The sequence below is a fragment of the Leucobacter coleopterorum genome (assembly GCF_011382985.1).
GTDB classification, from domain to species: Bacteria; Actinomycetota; Actinomycetes; order Actinomycetales; family Microbacteriaceae; genus Leucobacter; species Leucobacter coleopterorum.
In genome coordinates this window covers 1,150,495-1,172,617 of record NZ_CP049933.1, presented here as the reverse complement: position 1 = coordinate 1,172,617, position 22,123 = coordinate 1,150,495, and the positions used below count along the sequence as shown (strand labels likewise).

The 22,123-nt window shown below is 61.2% G+C and carries 23 protein-coding genes; 6 read left to right on the top strand and 17 right to left on the bottom strand.

Annotated elements, in window-relative coordinates; all coding sequences use genetic code 11:
* Positions 1–8: 8 nt before the first annotated feature.
* Positions 9–1,298, bottom strand: a complete 1,290-nt coding sequence (locus G7066_RS05450) for an ATP-binding protein (RefSeq protein ID WP_166329628.1) — start codon at positions 1,296–1,298, stop codon at positions 9–11.
* 326 nt (positions 1,299–1,624) lie between these two features.
* Here G7066_RS05450 and G7066_RS05445 point away from each other — a divergent pair, with 326 nt between their 5' ends.
* Positions 1,625–3,196, top strand: a complete 1,572-nt coding sequence (locus G7066_RS05445) for a DEAD/DEAH box helicase (RefSeq protein ID WP_166329626.1) — start codon at positions 1,625–1,627, stop codon at positions 3,194–3,196.
* A 108-nt stretch (positions 3,197–3,304) separates the two neighbouring features.
* Here the strand turns inward: G7066_RS05445 and G7066_RS05440 are convergent, their stop codons facing one another.
* Genes G7066_RS05440 through G7066_RS05420 form a run of 6 tightly spaced genes read right to left on the bottom strand, consistent with a single transcriptional unit; the run spans position 3,305 to position 8,240 of the window.
* On the bottom strand, positions 3,305–4,033 hold the full coding sequence (locus G7066_RS05440) for a type 1 glutamine amidotransferase (RefSeq protein WP_244303309.1): 729 nt from the start codon (positions 4,031–4,033) through the stop codon (positions 3,305–3,307).
* The gene (locus G7066_RS05435; protein WP_244303308.1) at positions 4,030–4,755 is read right to left on the bottom strand and encodes a gamma-glutamyl-gamma-aminobutyrate hydrolase family protein; all 726 of its coding nucleotides are present in this window, start codon (positions 4,753–4,755) and stop codon (positions 4,030–4,032) included. The genes G7066_RS05440 and G7066_RS05435 overlap by 4 nt, the downstream gene beginning before the upstream one ends.
* Complete coding sequence (locus G7066_RS05430) at positions 4,752–5,516, bottom strand: substrate-binding periplasmic protein (protein ID WP_205881534.1); 765 nt, start codon at positions 5,514–5,516, stop codon at positions 4,752–4,754. The genes G7066_RS05435 and G7066_RS05430 overlap by 4 nt, the downstream gene beginning before the upstream one ends.
* Entirely contained in the window at positions 5,513–5,830 is a 318-nt protein-coding gene (locus G7066_RS16910) for a type I glutamate--ammonia ligase (protein WP_280116245.1), read from the bottom strand. Before G7066_RS16910 ends, G7066_RS05430 begins: the two co-directional genes overlap by 4 nt.
* Complete coding sequence (locus tag G7066_RS16905; RefSeq protein ID WP_280116244.1) at positions 5,800–7,008, bottom strand: type I glutamate--ammonia ligase; 1,209 nt, start codon at positions 7,006–7,008, stop codon at positions 5,800–5,802. The genes G7066_RS16910 and G7066_RS16905 overlap by 31 nt, the downstream gene beginning before the upstream one ends.
* 2 nt (positions 7,009–7,010) lie before the next feature.
* Positions 7,011–8,240, bottom strand: a complete 1,230-nt coding sequence (locus tag G7066_RS05420) for a cytochrome P450 (RefSeq protein WP_166329624.1) — start codon at positions 8,238–8,240, stop codon at positions 7,011–7,013.
* Positions 8,241–8,455: 215 nt separating this feature from the next.
* Here G7066_RS05420 and G7066_RS05415 point away from each other — a divergent pair, with 215 nt between their 5' ends.
* Complete coding sequence (locus G7066_RS05415) at positions 8,456–9,748, top strand: FAD-dependent oxidoreductase (protein WP_166329622.1); 1,293 nt, start codon at positions 8,456–8,458, stop codon at positions 9,746–9,748.
* Positions 9,749–9,792: 44 nt separating this feature from the next.
* Positions 9,793–10,257, top strand: coding sequence for a flavodoxin domain-containing protein (locus G7066_RS05410; RefSeq protein ID WP_166329620.1), 465 nt, complete (start codon positions 9,793–9,795; stop codon positions 10,255–10,257).
* A gap of 41 nt (positions 10,258–10,298) precedes the next feature.
* Here G7066_RS05410 and G7066_RS05405 read toward each other — a convergent pair whose 3' ends face one another.
* The 3 genes from G7066_RS05405 to G7066_RS05395 are packed head-to-tail and all read right to left on the bottom strand — an operon-like array spanning position 10,299 to position 12,984.
* Complete coding sequence (locus G7066_RS05405) at positions 10,299–10,649, bottom strand: nuclear transport factor 2 family protein (RefSeq protein ID WP_166329618.1); 351 nt, start codon at positions 10,647–10,649, stop codon at positions 10,299–10,301.
* A gap of 60 nt (positions 10,650–10,709) precedes the next feature.
* The gene (locus G7066_RS05400; protein WP_244303307.1) at positions 10,710–11,483 is read right to left on the bottom strand and encodes a gamma-glutamyl-gamma-aminobutyrate hydrolase family protein; all 774 of its coding nucleotides are present in this window, start codon (positions 11,481–11,483) and stop codon (positions 10,710–10,712) included.
* On the bottom strand, positions 11,470–12,984 hold the full coding sequence (locus G7066_RS05395; protein ID WP_244303306.1) for an APC family permease: 1,515 nt from the start codon (positions 12,982–12,984) through the stop codon (positions 11,470–11,472). The genes G7066_RS05400 and G7066_RS05395 overlap by 14 nt, the downstream gene beginning before the upstream one ends.
* Positions 12,985–13,253: 269 nt before the next feature.
* Between G7066_RS05395 and G7066_RS05390 the strand changes: the two genes are divergently transcribed.
* Positions 13,254–14,276 carry an agmatine deiminase family protein gene (locus G7066_RS05390; protein WP_166329616.1) on the top strand — a complete coding sequence of 341 codons (1,023 nt, stop codon included), beginning with the start codon at positions 13,254–13,256 and terminating at the stop codon, positions 14,274–14,276.
* 69 nt (positions 14,277–14,345) lie between these two features.
* Here the strand turns inward: G7066_RS05390 and G7066_RS17800 are convergent, their stop codons facing one another.
* Complete coding sequence (locus G7066_RS17800) at positions 14,346–14,540, bottom strand: hypothetical protein (protein WP_166331920.1); 195 nt, start codon at positions 14,538–14,540, stop codon at positions 14,346–14,348.
* A gap of 18 nt (positions 14,541–14,558) precedes the next feature.
* Entirely contained in the window at positions 14,559–14,711 is a 153-nt protein-coding gene (locus G7066_RS05380; RefSeq protein WP_166329614.1) for a hypothetical protein, read from the bottom strand.
* A 281-nt stretch (positions 14,712–14,992) separates the two neighbouring features.
* On the opposite strand from G7066_RS05380, the gene G7066_RS05375 reads away from it, so the two are divergent.
* Positions 14,993–16,516, top strand: a complete 1,524-nt coding sequence (locus G7066_RS05375) for an aldehyde dehydrogenase (NADP(+)) (protein ID WP_166329612.1) — start codon at positions 14,993–14,995, stop codon at positions 16,514–16,516.
* A 74-nt stretch (positions 16,517–16,590) separates the two neighbouring features.
* Positions 16,591–16,995, top strand: a complete 405-nt coding sequence (locus G7066_RS05370) for an META domain-containing protein (protein ID WP_166329610.1) — start codon at positions 16,591–16,593, stop codon at positions 16,993–16,995.
* 16 nt (positions 16,996–17,011) lie between these two features.
* Here the strand turns inward: G7066_RS05370 and G7066_RS05365 are convergent, their stop codons facing one another.
* The 5 genes from G7066_RS05365 to G7066_RS05345 form a co-directional block, all read right to left on the bottom strand.
* A complete protein-coding gene (locus G7066_RS05365) occupies positions 17,012–17,365 on the bottom strand; it encodes a hypothetical protein (RefSeq protein WP_166329608.1) in 354 nt (117 codons plus the stop codon).
* 64 nt (positions 17,366–17,429) lie between these two features.
* A complete protein-coding gene (purH, locus tag G7066_RS05360) occupies positions 17,430–19,115 on the bottom strand; it encodes a bifunctional phosphoribosylaminoimidazolecarboxamide formyltransferase/IMP cyclohydrolase (protein ID WP_166329606.1) in 1,686 nt (561 codons plus the stop codon).
* A gap of 27 nt (positions 19,116–19,142) precedes the next feature.
* Positions 19,143–19,763: a phosphoribosylglycinamide formyltransferase gene (gene purN / locus G7066_RS05355; protein WP_166329604.1), complete on the bottom strand. Its 621-nt coding sequence runs from the start codon at positions 19,761–19,763 to the stop codon at positions 19,143–19,145.
* A 91-nt stretch (positions 19,764–19,854) separates the two neighbouring features.
* A complete protein-coding gene (fdhA, locus tag G7066_RS05350) occupies positions 19,855–21,069 on the bottom strand; it encodes a formaldehyde dehydrogenase, glutathione-independent (RefSeq protein WP_166329602.1) in 1,215 nt (404 codons plus the stop codon).
* Positions 21,070–21,184: 115 nt separating this feature from the next.
* Positions 21,185–22,114, bottom strand: coding sequence for a LysR family transcriptional regulator (locus G7066_RS05345; RefSeq protein ID WP_166329600.1), 930 nt, complete (start codon positions 22,112–22,114; stop codon positions 21,185–21,187).
* Between the last annotated feature and the right edge of the window lie 9 nt (positions 22,115–22,123).

Genomic DNA, 22,123 nt, shown 5'->3' with positions numbered 1-22,123 from the left:
AAATCCGGTCACAGCCGGGCCAGCGCCTCTATGTCTTCAAGGAACGCAGCCTGTTCTTCGGCCGAAACCGTCGCGCGGGTCACCCCGAGCGCTGCAAGGTAGTCTGAGGTCGCTAGCTCGGTCGCCGATTCGTCGTCTTGACGTGCTCCGGCGCGCAGCGCACGTGCGAGCGCATCCTGCGAGGCCCGTCGCGCCGCGTACTCGATATCAGCCGGGGTGAGGCCAGCACTGGCAATGACAAGCGCCGCAACGTCTACGTCTTGCGCAATCTCGGCAGGCACATAACGATGCCAGATCGCCTTTCGCGCCTCGTCATCGGGCAAGCCGATCGGCAGCACGTAGTCAAAACGCCCATGGCGCAGGAACGCAGCGTCGAGCGCGCGCACGAAGTTGGTCGCGCACACGAGCAGCAGGCCCTCGCGATCCCGAAACTCCGCGACGATCTTGAGCAACTCGTTCGTCACACCCTGCGTGGGTGACGGCGGATCACCACGGCGCTGTGAGGCGATCTCCTCAACCTCGTCAATAAACACCACGGCATGCTCAAGTTGCACGATCTGTTCGAACGTCTCGCGCAGCGAGGCGGCCATGCTGGTCGTGCCATCACCCAGGCGAGAGGGGAAGACCTCCACAAACGGCCAGTCGAGGCGAGAAGCCACGGCCTTGGCAAACGTTGTTTTGCCGGTGCCGGGAGGCCCAAAGAGCATCACGGCCCGTGGCGGCACCACACCGTAGCGGTCTGCCAGATCCGGCTGGGCAAGTGGGGCAACCAGACGTTCTTCGAGCAGTTGCTTCTCGTGCCGCATACCAGCGACATTGCCCCACAGGTGCCGCGGCAGCACACGGCCACCCACGTCTTTGAGCAGGTCAAGCTCGCGCCGCTGCACTGGCATCTGCCGCTCCAGATAGCGCAGACTGTGGCGGGTGACAAAGCCATTTGAGGTCAGCATCTCAAGCCGACTCCCCTCAGGCATCAGCACAGAGAGTGTTGACAGCCCGAGCGGCGCCATGCGTCGCTCAAGCGCATCGAACAGGGCACCGGACACGTTCTCGGAGCGAGCACCCTCCTCGATCCCAAAAAACACGACCCAACCTTGCGCGTGCGCCGCGCGACCAACAGCGGCCGCGACCACCTCGTCGTCGCGCACCGCCACCACTGCGTGGTCCTCGCGGCACGACGCAGTTACTTCGGCGAGCGAGTACACCGGCTGCTCAGCCGAGGTGCGCGCCTCCCACCACAGCCGAACGACTGCGTCAAGGTCGTCATCGTGAAATTCGCGAATGTGAATGCGTGCCATGAACAGATCCTGCCAGAAAACTGAGGCGCTGCCCAGGGGCGATTTTTCCAAGTCACCGACTTCTCAGCCAATTCCGCTCAGTAACCGGCTAGACTAGATCAGTTGGCGCGCAAGCGCCACGCGTCGCTATTCACCGCACCGCCCGCCTGTTTCATAGGCCTGGGCGCCGTTCGGCCCGATCCGCGGCGAACGGATGCGCGATCCCGCGCACTCGATATTTTGCAGTGACGCACGGTGTTCGCGGTTTCGCGGTTTCCCCTGATCTCATGATCACGCGGGCATTTCGATCATGCACACTGTCAAGCTGCCCAGCATGAAAGGTCCCAGTGACCGAAGAGACCACCCCAGCAACGCCAACCTTTCTGGATCTCGGCGTTCCCGCTCCGCTCGCAGACGCACTCGCAAAGAACGGCAAGACTGCGCCGTTCCCGATCCAGCGCGACACCCTGCCCGACACACTCGCTGGCCGCGACGTACTCGGCCGCGGCCGCACCGGCTCGGGCAAGACCATCGCATTCGGGATCCCGCTCGTTGCAAACCTCGCCGAGAACGTGGCGCAGAAGCGTCGCCCGAACAAACCGCGCGCCATCGTGCTCGCCCCGACTCGTGAGCTTGTTACGCAGATCGCGGAGACCATCAAATTCCTCGCGGATCCTGTTGGCGTACGGGTCACCACCATCTTCGGAGGTGTCTCACAGCGCCGCCAAGAAGAAGTACTTGAGCGCGGTGTTGACATCGTCGTTGCCGCTCCAGGCCGCCTTGACGACCTCATGAAACAGGGCCTCGTTGACCTCAGCACGGTGGAAATTACCGTGCTCGACGAAGCCGATCACATGGCTGACATGGGCTTCTTGCCAGTCGTCACGCGGATTCTCAATAAGACCCCGCAGCGCGGTCAGCGCCTGCTGTTCAGCGCCACACTCGACAACGGCGTGGACAACATTGTTAAGAAGTACCTGCACAATCCGATCATGCACTCGGTCGACTCTGCCGAGTCACCGGTGCCGCAGCTCACGCACCACGTGTTTGAGGTTTCGGGCAAGGCAGACAAGGACGCGCTCATCGAGGCGCTCGCGAGTGGCACCGCCCGCCGCATCTTCTTCACACGAATGAAGCATCAGGCGAAACGCCTCGCCAAGCAGCTGACCGCACAGGGCATCCCTGCGGTTGAGTTGCAGGGCAACCTGTCGCAGAACGCACGCGACCGCAACCTGGCAGAGTTTGTGAGCGGCGACGCACGTGTGCTTGTTGCGACCGACGTTGCTGCCCGTGGTGTGCACGTCGACGGTGTCGATCTGGTCGTGCACATTGACCCGCCTGTCGAGCACAAGGCGTACCTGCATCGCTCCGGCCGTACCGCGCGCGCCGGTAACGAGGGAGACGTTGTGACGCTCGTACTGCCCGAGCAACGCGGCGAGATGAAATCGCTGCTGCGCCAGGCGAAGATTAAGGTCTCGCCTCGCCACGTCAACCCTAATGCTGCCAGCATCGACCCAGAGGTGCTCGCACTCATTGGCGAAGTCGCGCCGCGCATGGATCCCAAGGAGATTGAGCGCAAGCGTGCCGCCGCTCAGAATGCGCAGCAGCGCGCAGCAGGGCACTCACCGCAGGGTGAGGGACGCAGCCAGGGGGCCAACGCGAAGCGCAAGCGCTCACGCGGTGGTCGTGGCGGTTCGAACAACCAGGGTCAGGGGTCAGGTCGCGGGCAGGGTTCGGGCCGCAGCCAGGGTGCAGGGTCCGGCCAGAGCCGCAGCGGTCAAGGCCAGGGCAACCAGGGGCAGGGCGGTCAAACCCGTGGCGGCCAAGGTGGCTCTGGTGACCAGCAGGGCCGCCAGCGCCGTACCGGCCGTCGCGCGACCGGTGGCGGATCCAGCACCGTTTACTCAACAAACAGCTAGCGCGCTGGGCACCGACGCTGCCGGGTCGCTTGAACACAGTGAAAGTGAGAAATACTGTGCACAAGTGGCCCGTGTAGTGAAGGTCTGGTCAGCGCACCACGACAGGAGCTACGCCCTGTCGGCAGAGACCAACTCTGCAAACCGAGCAGCAACCCCAGACCAGGTTTTGTTGAGTTCAGGATCGGCAGCGCGCACCTGCGCCACTACTTCATCGGCCACCAAGTTCAACTCCGTGAGCCCCTGCAGGTCATCCGCAGCCCAATCGCTTGCGGTCTGGCTGAGTGCTTCCGGGTGAAACTGCACGCCCCAGGCACGAGGGCCAACACGGAACGCCTGATTCTGGCAGCCTGCGCTCGATGCCAGCAGAGTTGCACCCTCGGGTAGTTGGTCGGCTTCGAGCCAGTGCCACTGCACGACGGGAACGCTGGAGTCGCTGAACTCCCCGAACAACGGGTCTCCCGAGGCATCACGGGAAAACTCAACCGAGTGGAGCCCGACCTCTGGTCCTTCTGGGTTGGTGCGCACGTGCCCGCCCAGCGCTGTTGCCATGAGCTGGGCCCCCAAGCAAATGCCCAAGGTGGGAATCTGTTGCGCAACACCTGCCGAAAGCAGCGCGCGGGTAGCTGGCAGCCACGGTGCTTGCTCATCATCAGTGGGCCCCATGGATCCACCAAGCACAATGAGCCCGTCGTAACCATCGAGCGTCTCGGGCACGGGCCTGTCGTTTGTGGGTCCAACTCGTTCGAGTTCAACACCGCTCTCAGTCAGGCTCCACATAAAAAGCCCAAGTCCCGCATCTGCCTGATGCTCAACGACAAGCACACGTGCGTCGCTCATACTGCGATCTCCCTTGTTTCCAAACTCTCGGTACTCACGCGCGCGCGATCCACCAACCACTGGAATATCGCGTGCTGCGCGGGTTCGACAGCAGCGGTATCTTCTGGATGCCACTGTACCGCGAGCAACTCGGCAGAACTGTGCTCCAGTGCTTCGACGACGCCGTCTGGTGCGAGTCCAACAACTCGCAACCCCACTCCTACCGTCGAGATCGCCTGATGATGATACGAAGAAACAGGCAGCGAAACCGCTCCCACAACTGCTGCGAGTCGCGAGTCAGGTTCGAGTGCAACCTCGTGTACGCCGTTGCGGTGTGGGCTGTCTGCGGCAAGATCTTGCACAAGGTTGCCACCGTGTTCAACATTCAGCAGCTGGAAGCCTCTGCAGATGGCAAGCACAGGAATCCTCTGAGCAATCGCCGCCGCCATCATGTCGGCCTCGAATTGATCCTGAACAGAAAAATCCGCGACAGAGGTCGCGGGTCCGGGTTCTTCACCGTAGCGGCGAGGATTCACGTCGGCTCCTCCCGGCACCAGCAACCCGTCGAGTCCGCGCAGTCGATCCATCGCTGGTGACGGACCCTCTGCAAATAAGGTCAGGGGTTCGCCACCCGCGCGCACGACAGAACGCAGCACGGCAGACGATACTGCGCTGCCGTCGAAACGCAGACCATGAATCTGGTTCGACCACATGCCGGTCACACCAATACGCGGTGCGCTCACTGTTCGCGTCTTCCAGACGTCGCGAGCAAAGCGGCTTCAAGAGGAAACGGCAACAGCGGCATCCACTTGGCCCATATCTTTTCAAGCGAGCCGTCATCAATGACGCCCTCGATCGCTGCATTGATCTCGCGGCGCAACGCCTCGTTACCTGGTGCCACACCGATACCCCAGCGATTGCCGGTGAGCACGGTGAAGGCCTCCACAAAGTCGGGGTCCTCCTTGCCGAGCGGGATCATCACCACATCATCGTCAACAAAGCCGTCGATGGCTCCCGAGCGGGTCGCCTCGATCATGTCGCCGAATACGTCGTCACTGGCACCGAAGCTGACGAGTTCGACTCCAGGGAACGTCTCTGCGAGCTTCATGTTGGTTGAGTTGGCGATGGCGCCGATCCGGTAGCCGTCGAGGTGCTCGGCAGCACGGGCGGGATCATCGGCGCGCACAATCAGTGTCTCGTTGAACACTGCGTACGGGTGTGTGAAGTCGACAAGAGCGGCTCGTTCAGCCGTCATGCCCTGGCCGCACCACACGGCGTCGGCATCACCGCGGCGCACGGCGGGAATCATCTCTTCCCATGGCACCATAACCCACTCAATCTCGGCACCGATCCTGTCGAACACGAGGCGAGCCGCCTCCGGTTCGTAGCCGTCGCGCGTGACCCCGTCGGGGCTCTTTGCAAACAGCGGCAGCGCCTCCGAGTCGATGCAGGCCAAACGAATCTTGCGGGCAGCGCTGCGGCCCTCGTTGGTGTTGTTGCTCACGGAATTGCCTCCCAGTACTGATCGAACTCCCACTGTGAAATCTGGCCGCAGTAGCGCGCCCACTCATCTCGCTTTAGCTGCAAGAAGATGCGGGTGAGCTCTTCGGGGATCGCACCCATCAGATACTCGTCGGCTTCGAATGCCTCGATCGCGCTTCCCAGGGTGTTCGGCACAACGACTCCGTCGAGGGCGGCGCTCGGCTCACCCGGGTCACCAGGGTCGAGCTGCGCCTCGAGTCCATGCTCAATCGCGGCGAGCAAATAGAGATGTGAGAGATAGGGGTTCACACTCGCGTCCGGCAGACGATACTCCATGCGCCCGTTGGCGGAGATGCGGATCGCGACACCGCGTGTATCAAGACCCCAGTCGGCCCCGAGGGTGCGAACTGGCCCGCGTCCCAGTAGCGCTTGTACGAGTTGACCGTCGACCCCATCACGAGCATTGACCCCGGGGTATGCAGCAGCATACCGCCGATCGCGTGACGGGCAGTGTCGGTCGCGTGCAACTCGACCCGGCCATCTTCGATCACGTTTTCAGCTTCGAGACCATCCGCTACCCGCCACAGGCTGAGGTTGTGGTGGCAGCCGTTACCCATCTTGCCGTTGTAGGGCTTCGCCATGAAGCTCGCTTGCAGCCCAAGCTCGCGCGCGACCTGCTTACAGATCTGACGGTAGGTGGTCATGCGCTCAGCCGTCAGTTCAGCACGATCATAGTCCCAGTTCAGTTCGATCTGACCGTCGTCCTCGTAATCACCCTGAATCATGGTGAAGTCGAGCGCTTGACCGTAGCCAATAATCTTCTTGTAGACGGGGCGCATCTTTTCAAGGTTCTCCACCTGATACGCCGGGCTCTGATCCTCTTTCGATACCACTTCGATGCCCGGGCCTACCCAGGTCATCTCGGGCTCAAGCCCGCTGCGCAGTTCGAGTCCGGTGCGCTCAGTGAAGCCGCGGTGCGCCGCCTTAAAGAGGGCTCGGGTGTCGAGCGGAATGAGACGGCCACCGCCCTCACCGAGGTGGGGCGGATCGTAGGCAGTGCAGAAGATCCTGCCGACCTCGGTGTCCCAGGGCAACACCTGGAAGGTCTCGGGATCAGGCAGCCCCCAGAACTCGTGCGCGTCAACACCGCCACCAATCAGCTCGCCCTCGCGACTGGTCTGCAGGTCGGTCAGAGCCGTGCGGTGAAACGCGATACCTTTTTTGAGCATGCGCTTGTAGAGCTCCGCCGGCACAACTTTCGCGACGGTGCGGCTGCCGACCGTGGGGAGCATGTAGTAGATGTATTTCACGCCGCTCTTGTGAATCTTACTACCGAGCGCCTCGACCGTTTCGGGGCGCATGTTCGTCTCCTGGTGGCGCGAGAAGGCCGTGGTGTCAGCGAGAATCTCGCGAAGCGCGGCACCAAATCTCCCACCAGTGCTCAGATCTGATATCTGAGCCTTTTCTTCACTGGAAGGCTTGGGGTCCGTTTGTGGATCGATCGTTTGCAGCATCGTTACGCTCCTTTGCGTACTGAAAGGGTGATGGGTAGGCGGACAGGACCGTGGTTGCCAGAGTCCGGCAGCCACTCGTCACCACCGGGGCAGCTGATGTCAGTAAAGTTCTGGGCGAGCAGCGGCAGTGCGACTCCCATGTCTGAGCGAGCGATGTAGTGCCCGAGGCAGTGGTGCACGCCACCTCCGAAGGTGTGGTGAAGCTTGCGATCCTTCGCCTGAATATCGATTTCAGGGTCTGGGTAGGCTTCGGGATCAGTACCACTCGCCATAGTGAACAGGTGCACGGTTGTACCCTGATTAATCTCCAGCCCCTCAAACTCGAAGTCTTCATTCGCTTCGCGGGTCACCCAGCGGGTTGTCGGGTTCACGCGGAGCGCTTCTTCGAGCGCGGGTTTACCCAGTTCTTCGGGGTTCTGTGCGAGCAGTTCCCACTGCTCCGGGTTACGCATGAAGGTCTGCAGCACGAGGCCGATCTGATTGCGGGTGGTGTCCATGCCACCAAAGAGCATCAGCACGAGCGCATTTCGCAGCTCTGAATCGGTCAGCTTGTCGTCGGCTTCACTGAACTGCACCAGGCGAGAGACCACATCCTGACCCGGGTTCGCCCTGCGATCCTGAATCAGCTGATCAACAAAGTCATACAGCTCTTGCACCGCAACATCGATTTTCTCGATGTCTTCTTTGATTTCGACACTCAGGGCGTAGCCCACGGTGTTGGCGCGGTCAGCGATGAACGGCCAGTGCTCGTGCGACAGGCCCATCATTGTGCAGAGTGCGCGCGTTGCGAAAGGTTCTGAGAAGTCGGCGACAAACTCAACGGCTTCCCCGCGCGCGATCTTCGCCTTGATGTTGTCGATGAGTTCGTTGGCAATCACCGCGAACTCGGGTTCCAGGCGACGAGCGGCCGTAGGTGAAAATGCGGGGTTCAGTAGCCGGCGAATGCGGTGGTGCTCTTCGCCCTCAAGCACGAGCAGGTTCTTGGCCCACCACTCGTAGAAGACTCCGCTGTGCACGCCGTGGTGATCCGGCCATTTGGCGCTGCCCTGGTTCAGGCTCGGGTGCTTCAGCAACTCGGTCACTTCGCGGTAGCGCAGCACGCCGATGCCGTAGTTGGTCTTGGCGTACCAGTTGCGTTCTCGTGCGTCTCGCACCGCCTCCGAGCTCATCGCAAAGTCAGGCGAAGCGATGTCGAGGTAGGCAACATCTGCAAGTTCGACGCTGTTGGTCATCCGTACTCCTTTGTCGAATTTCCTGCTTCGTCATCACTGACGAAACAATTCCTTAAATAAGCTATATCTGAATGTTTTAAAACGCAAGTACAGATAAGCATTCTGGATACATTCAGATAAAGCTAGAAATAAAACATTCACAAAGCAAATGTTTATAGTTACAATTACGCTAGTGGGATGCGAACACGCACCCCACCTGACACAAAGGAGCCACGATGACGGGCGCACCCTCCCCCCACATCGCCATCGTCGGCAGCGGCCCCTCAGGCTGCTATCTCGCGCAGTCGCTGCTGCGCAGCCTGCCCGACGCGCAGATTGTGATCTTCGACAGACTCGCATCCCCCTACGGCCTCATTCGCTACGGGGTAGCCGCGGATCACCAGCACACTAAGGCGATCACTCGCCAGTTCGAACGGCTCTTCCAAACCCCCAACGTGCGCTTCGCCGGAAACGTTGAACTCGGGCGCGACGTCAACCTCGAAGACCTGCGCGAGCACTTCAACGCCGTGGTGGTCGCGACCGGGCTCAGCGGCGATCACGCACTCGGGATCCCCGGAGACAATCTGCCAGGAATCATTGGCGCGGGCACCCTGACCCGCGCTCTTAATGCACACCCAGACGAGCACGAAACGCTTCCTGAACTCGGCGATGACGTGGTGATTGTGGGCGCTGGGAATGTAGCACTCGATCTTCTCCGTTTTCTCGTGAAGGATCGCGAGCACCACGACGCAAGCGACATTGCAGAGCCACTGCTCGAGCAGTACGCCGCCGCCCCCGCGAAGCGGATCACACTGGTGAGCCGCTCCGCCGCGGCACTCTCCAAGGGTGACCCGCAGATGCTTCGGGAGCTCGCCGCTCTCCCGCGCGCCCGGTACCGGTTGCACGACACCTCGGTGCCGGTCGCAGAGTCAGCCCCGGGTCAAGAACTTGACCGCACAGATACCGCACGTATCGCCGCGATTGAGCAACTACTCACCGAGGATCGCCCCGCGTTCGAGGGCCCCGAGGTCACACTGTGTTTCGGCTTCTCCCCACTTCGGGTTGTTGGCAACACCCGGGTGGAGGGCATCGAATTTTCCTCGGGCGCAACTGTCGCGCTGATGCCAGCCTCCGCAATCCTCACCGCGATCGGCTTTGCACCCACCGGGGCACTCGCTGAACTCATCACGCCCGCCGCCGCCAGCGCCGAGATTGGGCGCATCAAGCCAGGCCTCTATCGCACGGGCTGGGCCAAGCGCGGGCCACGCGGTGCGATCCCCGAGAACCGCGCCTGCGCCAAGTCGGTCGCGGAAGAGATCACGGCAGACATCACCTTGGGCAAACTCTCGGTTTCAGCGTCTACGCTCGGCTTTGAGGGTCTGCCCACCGATTTGCAAGAACGTGCCGTCAGCTACGAGCAGTGGCTCACACTCGAGGCTCACGAGCGCGAGTTTGCCCCGGCAAACCGCGTGCGACAAAAGATTTCAGACCACGACCGCATGGTTGCGATCGCGCGCGGCCAGTCATAACCCGTGACCGATTCAACATGCGTTCTGACGAGAGGAAGACCCAAGTGAAGTTCACAGTGCTGTACGGAACCGAATCCGGCAACTCCGAGCTGATCGCCGAAGACCTCGGCGCAAAGCTCCGCGAGACCGAGCTCGACGTTGAGGTGCACGATTTGCAAGACGTTGACCCCGCAGATCTCACACCGGAGCGGTTCTACTTGGTTGTGTGTTCAACCCACGGTGATGGCGACCTGCCCAACTCTGCAATTCCGTTTGCGGAAGCGTTTGACGCCGCGCTGCCTGACCTCACCGGTATCCAGTACGCCATGTTTGGCCTGGGCGACACCTTCTACGAAGCAACCTATAGCCAGGGCAGCGAACACATCGACCGCCGCTTCGCCGCGCAAGGTGCGGTTCGCGTCGGCGAGTACGGCCGCCACGATGCTTCTTCATGGGATCTCGGCAGCGACGTCGCCCTCGAGTGGTTGCCTGGTGTGCTGGAGGCCGTGAGCGAGTCGGCTGCAGCTTAGGCGTTGTGGCGTGCGGGGTCTGTCCCGCAGCGGCGGACCCACTAAACGGTCGTGAACACCTTGCTCACGATCCGCCAGACCCCGTCGCGCCTCACCAGCCCGAAGTGGTTGCGAAAGTTCGCGCCCAAAAACTGTTCCTCGTCGAGGATCGCGCTCGCAACGTCACCTGTGATTTCAATGCCGTGAATCCTTGCGGCATAGGTCTCACCTGCCGGTTCAGCCGTTCCCACCACGTTGGCGGCAAACTCGTAGCCGTTCATGCTCACGTACTCGTCGCCGAGATACCCCCACATTGTGGCGTGTTCGTCGAACGCGTCGCGAACCACCTGCGGGTCGGCGGCAACGCACCCGTCAACATACTTCTGAACTGCTGCGCGAACTTCTTCGGTCATGCATGACAGGCTAGCGGGCCCCGACCAGCGTCAATTGCGCCCGGGCGCTGAGCTGTTGTCTTAGCGCGTGAGCGACGCAGCCAAAGGCCGAGCGCGCTCAACCAGCGCCCCGAAGATGAGCGCGCGATCAGCCTCGTTCGCTTCGGGCTCCTCCGGGTGCCACTGAATACCAATCACCCAGCTTGCCTCGCGGTGTTGCGTCCCCTCGACGATGCCGTCGTGGGCAAACGCGGTCGCCCGGAGCTCGGGCGCTACCTCAGCGACTGCCTGGTGGTGTCCATTGCGCACGGTCACCTCGGTGCGACCAAGGATCCGGGCGATCTCGGAGTCACCCTCAAGGTGCACGTCTTCGTTGATAAACAGCGGTGATCCCGCACCGCCGCGATGCAGCGAAAACTGCTCAATGTCTGGAATCAGGGTGCCACCAAAGGTGACGTTGAGCAGTTGAGAGCCGCGGCAAATGGCGAGCGTGGGAAGATCCCGATCCACGGCCTCGCGGATCAGGTCAATGCAGTACTCGTCAGCCCGCTTGTCGACCCCGTACTCATTCTCGGGCGGAGGCCCATCGTAACCGTAAAGCGACGTCTCAACGTCGCCACCGCCGAGAAACACAATGGCGGAGGCACCTGCGAACACGTCACTTGCGTTCGCGAGCACCTGGGCGGCCGAATCTACGAGGATCGGCCACCCTCCCGCCAGGCGCACCGCTTCGAAGGCGATGCGCGTAAATTCGTCTTGCATGCGCTGCGCGGCGGCCCCAATTCCGGGAAAGGTCGTCGAAACCACCATTGGAATCGCTGGCCCCTCGAGGCGCTCCGCGTCAGCCGCCTGCACTAGCGCACGACCGTCTTGATGGCACCGCTCGCGTCACCCGCAGGCGCATCGCCGCGAGCATACGCCTTCGAGGCCAACATGTAGATCCACCCAAAGGCGATGACCCGACGGTTGTCATGATCATCAGGTAGTCTTCAGCCCAGCCACCGCCGGTTGGGCGCGGCCAGATAATGTTGATGACGGCGGCGAGACCCCAGATCAGTGCGACGATGTTGACCGGGTACGCCCAGAGCCCCAGCTGGAACTTTCCGGCGGGCTTCCAGCCGAGGATGCGGGCGCGCAGCGCGGCCAGCACCACCATCTGGAACCCGACGTAAATGCCGACCGTACCAAAACCGACCATGGCAGTGAGCGCGTCTTCGAGGAAGAGCGAGAGCACCACTACCGCCGCGGGGAACAAGCCTGCCACCAGCAGCGCGTTGTGAGGCACGTGGCGACGCTCGTTGAAGCGCGAAAGCATGTGCGACCCCGGCAAGAAATGATCGCGCGCCATGGAGTAAACCAGGCGACTCGCGGCTGCCTGCAAGCTCGTGATGCACGACAGGAAGGCGACAACAATAACGAGCATCACAAGCGGAAAGATGGGCCCGAACGCATTGTGCAGCAGCACACCGATCGGGTCAGTCACCTCGCCGCTCGCGACCGCCCCAAAGTCGGGCACGGCAAGAACGAGCGAGAACACCAGCAGGTTCGCTGCAAATCCGCCGATGTAGAGTGTCATACGCATCGCCTTCGGAACGCGCATGCTCGGGTTCTTAATCTCCTCGGCAACATCTCCATTCGCCTCGAAGCCGTAGTAGGCAAACATGCCGATCAGCGCGGCCGCGGCGAACGCGCCAAGATAACCGCCGGGGGCATCGTTGCCAATTCCCTGGTTATCGAACAGGATCGACCAGTCGTGCTGACGGCCAAAAAGCAACAGGTAGCCACCGATCACCACGGACCCAACAAGCTCCGCGATGAGCCCGACAGTTGCTGCCATGCCGAGAACCTTCGTTCCCATAAAGTTCAGAACCGTGGCGATCACCAGCGTTCCGAGCGCAATCAGCACCGTGCCCCCGGCGTCGAGCTCAGCTCCGAACACCGAGGCCACAAACGGCGCGGCGCCGTAGGCCACCGCAGCGATCGTTCCGATGAGGGCGACAACGTAGATCCAACCGTTCATCCAAGCCCATTTGCGGCCCCAGAGGCGCCTCGACCACGGGTAAACCCCACCGGCCACAGGGTAGTTCGATACCACTTCACCGAAGATCAGGGCGACAAAGAACTGGCCGACGAGCGCGATAACCAGCGCCCAGGCCATCGGCGGCCCCGCTTGCCCAAGCGAAATCGCAAACATCGAGTACACACCCGCAATGGGCGAAAGATAGGTAAAGCCGAGAGAAACGTTGCCCCAGAAACTCATCTCGCGTTTAAAGGTCGTGTCGTAGCTATAGCCGAGCGAGGCGAGGTGCGCGGCATCCTCGTCGTGATGTTCGACTGTTGGGTTCGCGGTATCCATGGTCGTCAGGTACTCCCTTGTACGTTGGCCAGAGAAGCCACACTCACACGAGTGCGGTCTGATACAACCTACATCTAGATGTTTTAAAAATCAATATTTGATTGAGCTATACACCTTTCACCGTTTCAATTGAGCTGATTTCATATATTTATAGATGAATAGATTCCGCGCGATGAGCGACTCTTCTTATTGGTCACTCCGCCAGTAAAGGCTAGAATGAGTGCACTCTTACTCCCGCCCGCTTCCCTACCCACCCAGGAGATCTCAAGATGACCACGTGGCGCATGCCCATCGAAGGACACGAACAAGAACGACTCTGGCTGGCTTGGCCAACAACCGGCTACACGCTCGGCGACACCGAGGCAGAGGTCGAAGAGGCCCGCACCACCTGGGCCGCGGTCGCCAACGCGGCGAGCGAGTTTGAAGCGGTCACCGTCGTGGTCAATCCCGGCGACGAGGCAATCGCGGCGCGCTACCTTTCCAGCCAGATCGACACGCTATCGGCTCCTCTGAATGACGCGTGGATGCGCGACATCGGCCCCAGCTTCGTTCTCGGAGAGAACGGCGAACTCGGTGCCGTCAACTACGTGTTTAACGGCTGGGGTGGGCAAGACTGGGCGCAGTGGGACAAGGATCAGCACATCGGTCGAATTGTTGCCGAAGCAGCTGGTGCCACGCTCATCAACTCCGAAATGACCAACGAAGGCGGCGGCATTCAGGTCGACGGCACGGGGCATGTGATCCTCACCAAGACCGTGCAACTCGACCGGGGCCGCAACCCTGGGTGGACGGCCGAGCAGGTTGAGACTGAACTCAACCGCACGATTGGCACCACCAGCGCCATGTGGCTTCCGCGCGGCCTCACTCGAGACCACGACACCTTCGGTACCCGCGGTCACTCCGACATTCTGGCGGCGTTTGCCACACCCGATCACCTACTCATGCACCGGCAGGATTCCGATTCCCACCCCGACCGCATGATCTCGCAGGCCAACCGCGAGGTCGCAGAGCGCTACCGCGATGACCGCTCCGCTGGTTTCGAGATCATCGACATTCCCGCACCCACAGCGCTTCGCGACGAAGAGGGCTGGGTCGACTACAGCTACATCAACCATGTCGTCATCAACGGGGCCGTGCTCGCGTGCTCGTTTAATGATCCTGCCGACGATCAAGCATTGGCAACACTGCGAGAGGTGTACCCGGGTCGCAAGGTGATCGGCATCGACGCGCGTCCGCTCTTCGCGCGCGGCGGCGGCATCCACTGCATCACGCAGCAGCAACCGAGGGCGTAGCACCGCGAGAACGAGAGAAGCGGCCGGGCTACCCGAGCTTTCGCCTAGTGGGATGCCTGCCGCTTCTCTCTATAGATTATCACCGTGGTTCAACTCTGTCACCCGGTCTTCATGATCGAAGACAAACATTCGGACAATTCTCTTTTGCCCGTGGAATCGACGTCTGATCTGCCGTAACGCAAGATCATCCGGCAGCCCACATCGCTGCACGTCAATGACCGCTATTCGCGCTTGTCTTTGGGCTTTCTTGAACTGATCTTGGATTGTACTTCTTTCCGAAGTTCATCTCGGACTCTTCAGTTCCCAGAGCTCCCCGTTTACCGTCAGGTCGGGATTCTTGGCGTGCACCTCGTTGTTGATCCCATTAAACACTACGTCGTACCCGAGCGTCTTGGGGTTTTCGGCAGTGGCGAGCTCGTGCGGTTCAACGCGCAATCCGTCCGGGACAGTGACCGAGCCCCTTGTTCCTTTCAGGGCGAAACTTAGGTGTTTTTCACGCTAGGTCGAAGAGAAAAGCAAAGACGCGAGAATGCCACTTTTGTGGATAACTCGGCCGCGGGTTCCGATATCCGGCAACTGTGAGCGACGGGCGCAACCTCGCACTGCCCCACTTTTCAAAACTGTGCGAGGTGAACAGGCGCGCGTCTCACTTCCCGTGACAGACTTACGGGATGCGCCACGCCAGTGGCACCCACACACCATCGAAGGATTCAGGTATGACCGCCGAAGCTCTCTCCCCGGAACTCGAGAACATCGTCGCAAACGCGACCGCAGCGGCTCCTGCGCTAGCCGCAACCAGCCCGAAGGCGCGTGCCCATGCACTCGTTGCGGTCGCTGACGCCCTCGAAGCCGCGAAGGCTTCACTTGTTGAGATCGCAATGCGCGAAACCGGGCTGACCGACGTTCGCCTCAACGGCGAGGTCACGCGCACGGCTGTTCAGCTGCGTCTCTTCGCTGACACACTGGTTGACGGCTCGTACCTCGATGCCCGCATCGACTACGCCGACCCGGAGTTCGCGCTCGGCGTGCGCCCCGATATTCGCCGCACCCATGTTCCAGTCGGACCGGTCATCAATTTCTCCGCGTCAAACTTCCCCTTCGCATTCTCGGTGATGGGCGGCGATTCTGCCGCAATCCTCGCGGCGGGGTGCCCGCTCATTGTGAAGGCACACTCGGGCCACCCTGACCTCTCCGATGCCACCGCCGAGGTCGCGACTTCTGCGCTCACCGCGGCGGGAATGCCCGCCGGAACCTTCCAACTGATCCACGGACGCGAGGCCGGTGTTGCCGTTCTGAAAGACCCCCGCGTCAAGGCCGGAGCCTTCACCGGCTCCATCAACGTCGGTCGCCTACTCGCCGACATCGCGGCGTCTCGCCCAGCGCCGATCCCGTTCTACGGCGAGCTCGGCTCGGTAAACCCCGTGTTTATCACCGCGGCCGCGATTGAGGAGCGTGCTGTCGACATCGCTTCGGGTTACCTCGTGAGCGTCTCAGGATCCGCGGGCCAGCTGTGCACAAAGCCAGGCTTTGCTTTCATTCCAGAGGGGTCCGCGCTGCCCGAGGCAATTCAAGCCGCTGCGGGCGAGCTCTCCGAACACCGACTCCTCGACCCCCGCATTGCCCGCAGCTTCAACGAGCGGCGCGAGGCGATCGTGACCGCGAGCGGCGTCCGACCGGTCATCGAAGGTGGAATTCGTTTTGACGAGGCCGGGCACGGCTGGGCGACCCCCACCATCGTTGCTGTCTCGCTCGAAGATTTCCGCGCGAACAAGGAAGCCCTCGTCGAAGAGGCGTTTGGGCCGCTTTCTATTCTGGTCGAAACCCCGGAGGGCACGGACCTTGCAGCCCTCATGCCCGAGTTTTACGAGGGTAACCTCACCGGCACCCTCCACCTCAGTTCCAACGAGGCCACCGGGGAGACAGCAAACGCGGCCGAGCTTCGCGCCCTCGTTGAAGCTCTCTCCCAACAAGTCGGCCGTGTGCTCTTCAACGGCTGGTCAACCGGTGTCGCTGTTACCCCGGCTCAACAGCACGGAGGTCCGTGGCCCGCAACAACAAACGATACGAGCACTTCGGTTGGTTCTTCCGCGATCAAGCGATTCTTGCGCCCGGTTGCCTACCAGAATGCACCAGCGGCGTTCCTGCCCGAGACACTCCGCGACGCGAACCCGCTCGGCGTTCCGCAGGCCCTTGCTCGCGCGGGCGAGTCTCAAGCCTGGGGCACCGCAGCCCAGGGGTAGAGTTGCAAAGTCAAGTCCACAAAACTGACTCAATGGGGTAGCCGTACGAAGGTGCCGAGGAATATGCTGGCCCCATGAAATCAGCAGTTCTACGCACCTCAATGTTTGCGGCGGCAATGGTCGCGGCGATCCTACTCTCAGCGTGCACCGGATCTGCCGACGGCACTGGCACTGCCGACAGCACGGGAAGCATCGAGGGCACCTGGGGCGATCCGCAAGCCAAGGGATCACCCTCGCTTGAGTTCACTGCCGATGGGAAGTACACCGGCACCGACGGCTGCAACACGGTGGGTGGCAGTTTCACCGAGGCCAACGACGGCACCATTGATCTCGGCGCGATGCGATCCACGCGAATGCTCTGCGAGGGTGTCGATACCTGGCTAGAGACGGCACACGCTGCAAAAATCTCCGGCGACAAGCTCGTGATAAAAAACGAAGAGGGCACCGAAATCGGCACCCTCTCGCGTTTCTCTGAGTGAGACTAGCTCAATGAGCCTAGGACCACAGAACCGCCAGGCAAACGTTCACAATCGAGAGCCCGGCGATAGCACCGAGCACTCCCCCTGAGACGTTTTCTTTCTTGCGGTTCATGAGAATCAGCACGATGATGCCGATCAGCACAAGCAGCTTCACACCAATCTTCATGTTGTTCGGCTGGCCACCCAGCATGTAGATCGTGCCCACGAGCAGCAAACCGGTTGCGAATAGCAGCGAGGCACCGTGCAGCACACCCGGCAGAATGCGAGCCTTGCCGAGCTTCACGGCGGGCAGCTGAGCCAGCGTTCCACCAAGTACCACGCCAAAACCGATGATGTGCAGTACGACCAAAATCCCCTTAACAATTTCCATGAAACCATTCTCTCCTATATTGACGGCAGATGCCGGGGGGGACGCGAGTTGCCGCGCGGGATGCTTAGTGGAAGAAGTGTCGCTCACCCGTGAAGTACATGGTGATTCCGGCAGCGGTCGCGGCCTCAACCACCTCGGGGTCGCGAACCGAACCACCGGGCTGCACAACAGCGCGAACGCCGGCATCAAGGAGCACCTGCAGTCCGTCAGCAAACGGGAAGAAGGCGTCGGAGGCGGCCACTGCCCCACGGGCCCGCTCACCGGCGCGCTCGACGGCGAGGCGGCAGGAATCGACGCGATTGACCTGACCCATGCCGACCCCGACCGAGGCACCGTTGCTCGTGAGCAGGATTCCATTCGACTTCACCGCGCGGCACGCCCGCCACGCAAACTCAAGCTCGGCGAGTGTCTCAGCATCGGCTGGCTCGCCGGCAGCGAGCTGCCACTCGGCGGCGGGTGCAAAGAAACGATCGGTGTCTTGCACTAGGAAGCCACCCGAGACCTGGCGCATCTCAACGGGGTTCTGTTCGAAGTCCGCGGGCAGCACGATCAAACGCACGTTCTTTTTCTGGGTGAGGATCGCGAGCGCTTCTGGCTCGAAGCCTGGCGCAACCACAACCTCGGTGAAGATCTCGGCAACGGTCTGCGCCATCTGCGCGGTTACGACGCGGTTCGCTGCGATCACACCACCGAACGCCGAGACGGGATCGCAGGCGTGTGCGAGTTCGTGTGCCGCCGCGATGGGATCGGCCGCACCCTCGGGTGCCACCGCGATCCCACAGGGGTTTGCGTGTTTGATGATTGCAACCGCGGGCCGCTCGTGATCGTAAGCAGCTCGCACCGCGGCGTCAGCATCGACGTAGTTGTTGTACGACATCTCTTTACCGTGCAGCTGGGTCGCCTGCGCGATTCCGGATCCCTGCAGTTCAGTGAAGAGCGCTGCGCGCTGGTGACTATTTTCGCCGTAGCGCAACACAGCCTCGCGCATGCCAAGCATCTCGTAGCCAATGGTCTTGTCGTTGAGCGAGGCGTCTTCAGAAGCCTCAAAAATCATGTCGATTGAAAGTTCGGTGTCTTCTGCGTCTTCAGCTTCGTCCACAGGAGCGTCGCTCCAAGCGACGTCTTCTTGATCAAGGAACCAGTTCGCAACCGCACCGTCGTAGTTTGCGGTGTGCATGAACGCCTCGGTCGCGAGCGAGCGTCGCAGCTCAAGTGTGGTGCCACCGTTCTGCACGGCGTCAATGACCTCGTCGTAGCGAGCCGGATCCACCACAATCGCCGCATTGGCGTGGTTCTTCGCTGTGGCTCGCACCATCGCCGGGCCACCAATATCGATATTCTCGATGATGTCGGCGGCGGGCTTGCCCGACTCCACGGTCTCTTCGAAAGGATAGAGGTTTACAACAACCAGCTCGAACGGAGCAAAGCCGAGTTGCTCAAGCTGTTCACGGTGGTCTGCGAGGCGCAAATCCGCGAGAAGCCCCGAGTGCACAGCAGGGTGCAGCGTCTTGACTCGGCCATCGAGCGCCTCGGCGAAACCCGTCACCTCGGCAACATCGACTACCGGGTGGCCTGCATTGCGGATGGTCGCGGCGGTTGAGCCGGTGGAGATGATCTCAACGTTGGCAGCGGTGAGCGCTTCGGCGAGATCCAAGAGGTGAGACTTGTCGCTCACCGAGATGAGTGCACGACGAACCGGGATCTGGTCGCGGTGCGTGTAGAGGCTGGGATCGTGGCTCTGTACTGCCATGTGGCGGGGCTCCTTTTGAGTGTGTCGTTACGACTGGTGCTGCTGTGAAATCTGAACGAGGTCGAGCGTGTCGAGCGCAATATCACGCACGGTGCGCACAAGTAGCGGGCGTTCGAGCTGCTTGATGCGCTCGTGCAGTTCTTCTTCGGTCTCCTCCGGCTGCACCTCGACGTGTGCCTGCCGCAAGACGGGACCGGTATCGACACCCTCATCAATAATGTGCACGGTAACCCCCGTCTCAGTGGCCCCTGCGGCGAGCGCGTCACGCACAGCGTGGGCACCGGGGAAAAGTGGCAAGAGCGCAGGGTGTGTGTTAATGAGGTTCGGCGAGAACTCGCGCACAAACCCGGCGGGCAGGATGCGCATAAGCCCCGCGCTCACAACAAGTCCTGGTTCGGGCCCGGTGCCAACACCGTGTTCTTGGATGGCCGCTGCCAGCAGTTGACCCCACTCTTCGCGGCTGTCAGAGTCTTGCGGACGCACAACAAAAGTGGGCACACCGGCGGCTCGAGCGTGCTCAAGTCCGGGAGCTTCGGTGTCTGACCCAACGCACACGATCCGTGCCGGATAGCTTGGATCCGCGGCCGCTTCAATCAGCGCTTTGAGGTTGCTACCGCCACCAGAGATCAACACAGCGAGTTTCAGCACCCGCCCAGTCTAACGGCACCACTCTTCAGGTACAGCGAAAGTGGGCCGCACGCCATCTGCGCGCGACCCACCACTACTTACTCACGATTGCCTATCGTGGAATCAACTCGTGCGGATCGATCACAAACTTCTGTGCGGCACCATCGTCAAAGGCGGCATAGCCGTTGGGAGCACCCGCCAAAGAGATCGGTGTGGCTCGCACGTTCTTCGCAATCGTGACCTTGTCTTGCAGAATCGCCTGCATCAGCCCGCGGTGATACTTCATAACGGGGCACTGGCCGGTCACAAAGGTGTGCGACTTGGCAAAGCCGAGACCGAAACGCATTGACAGTGATCCGACTTTGGCGGCCTCATCAACCGCTCCGGGGTCACCCGTCACGTACAGCCCTGGGATGCCAAGACTTCCGCCTGCACGAGTAATATCCATGAGCGAGTTCAGCACCGTGGCTGGTTGCTCAGTCTGGGCTTCGCGTCCGTGTCCTCGTGCTTCAAACCCCACGGCGTCAATGCCACAGTCGACCTCGGGTACGCCTAGAATCTGCTCGATCTGATCTTTCGGGTCTCCCAAGGATACGTCAACCGTTTCGCACCCGAAACTGCGGGCCTGAGCAAGACGGTCAGCGTTGAGGTCACCGACGATGACGACTGCCGCCCCCAGCAGCTGCGCCGAGGTCGCAGCTGCAATACCCACGGGGCCGGCACCCGCGACATACACAGTTGAGCCAACACCGACACCCGCACCCACCGCGCCGTGAAACCCGGTCGGAAAAATGTCTGACAGCATCGTCAGGTCGAGGATCTTCTCCATGGCCTGCTCGCGATCAGGAAACTTCAGCACGTTCCAGTCTGCGTAGGGCACCAGCACGTATTCCGCCTGTCCGCCGACCCACCCGCCCATGTCGACGTAGCCGTAGGCGGATCCTGGACGGTCTGGGTTCACGCTCAAACAGATACCGGTTGCACCGGTTTTACAATTTCGGCAGCGCCCACAAGAAATATTAAAAGGCACCGAGACAACGTCGCCGACCTTCACGAACTCAACATCTCGGCCGATCTCCACTACCTCACCGGTAATCTCGTGGCCCAGCACAAGACCCTCTGGTGCGGTTGTGCGCCCTCGAACCATGTGCTGGTCAGACCCACAGATATTGGTGGCAATCGTGCGAAGAATCACGCCGTGATCCACCTTCCGCCCCACGTTCGCGGGATGGACGCCCGGGCCATCTCGCAGCACAAACTCGGGGAATGGGATGTCGATGACCTCCACTTTTCCCGGCCCTGCGTAACTCACTGCTTTGTTGCTCATCGTTGAGCCTCCTCAGTCACCTATTCACTATTCCCATTTACCATCTGGCATATCAGTTACATACTAAAACATCTTGTTCAAGCAGCCTGCGGGTCACTGAAGAAAAAGTCAAGTGTCAAATCTCACTCAGCAGGCGCTCATGCATAATGGCCTTCGCGATGTCACGGAGCGTTTCAAGCGATTCTGCGACCAACGGAGACTCTGCGCTGCCTCGCCTCACCACAGCAAGAATTCGCCGACTAGACCTCACGGAGCCAGCAAGCCGCACCCTCGCAACGTTGGGCACACGATCCACACTCACCAAACGCGGAAGTAACCCTAGCCCCAAGCCTGCCCCAACCAGCGCCATGGCGGTTTCCCACTCAATCGCCTCGTGCAGCACGCGCGGCGATAACCCGACAGAAGCAAACGCAGCAACAAACAGAGCCTGGTAAGGCCCTCCCTCGGCATCGGTAATCCAATCTTCCCCAGCCAACTCTTCGAGGGTCACCGACTCTCGTTGAGCAAGCGGGTGGGCACTCGGCATCATCACGTCGAGCGGGTCGGTGAGCAGTTCGATCCGCTCGAAAGCAGATTCACCTGGTGTTGGATCGGCCTGGGCTGCAACAATCACCGCCAGGTCCAGGCGCTCTGCGGTCAACAACTTGAGGCAGCGTTCCGGGTCCGCTTCAATCACGCCCACCTGCACTTCAGGCCGCATCACCCGCAAATTTGCGGCCAGCGGCGCAAGAAGGTTTGCTGCTGCCGTAGAAAAGCCGCCAATCCCAAACCGTCTCTGCGTCTGTTGTCCAGCACTCAGCGCAGCCGCCCTGGTGCGTTCCCACTCGACTACGACCGCATCGGATCTGTTCACAAGATCACGCCCGGTCGCGGTAAGCCTCAAATTCCTGCCGTCTTTGACCAATAACGTCATGCCGAGCGACCGCTGAAACTCTCTCAACTGCGCGGAGACAGCGGATGGAGAAAAGCCCGTGAGTTCGGCTGTGGCAGCAATAGTGCCGCAGGAAGCGAAGGTGCGAAGTGTTGTAAGGCGATGATCAATCATACGAATATT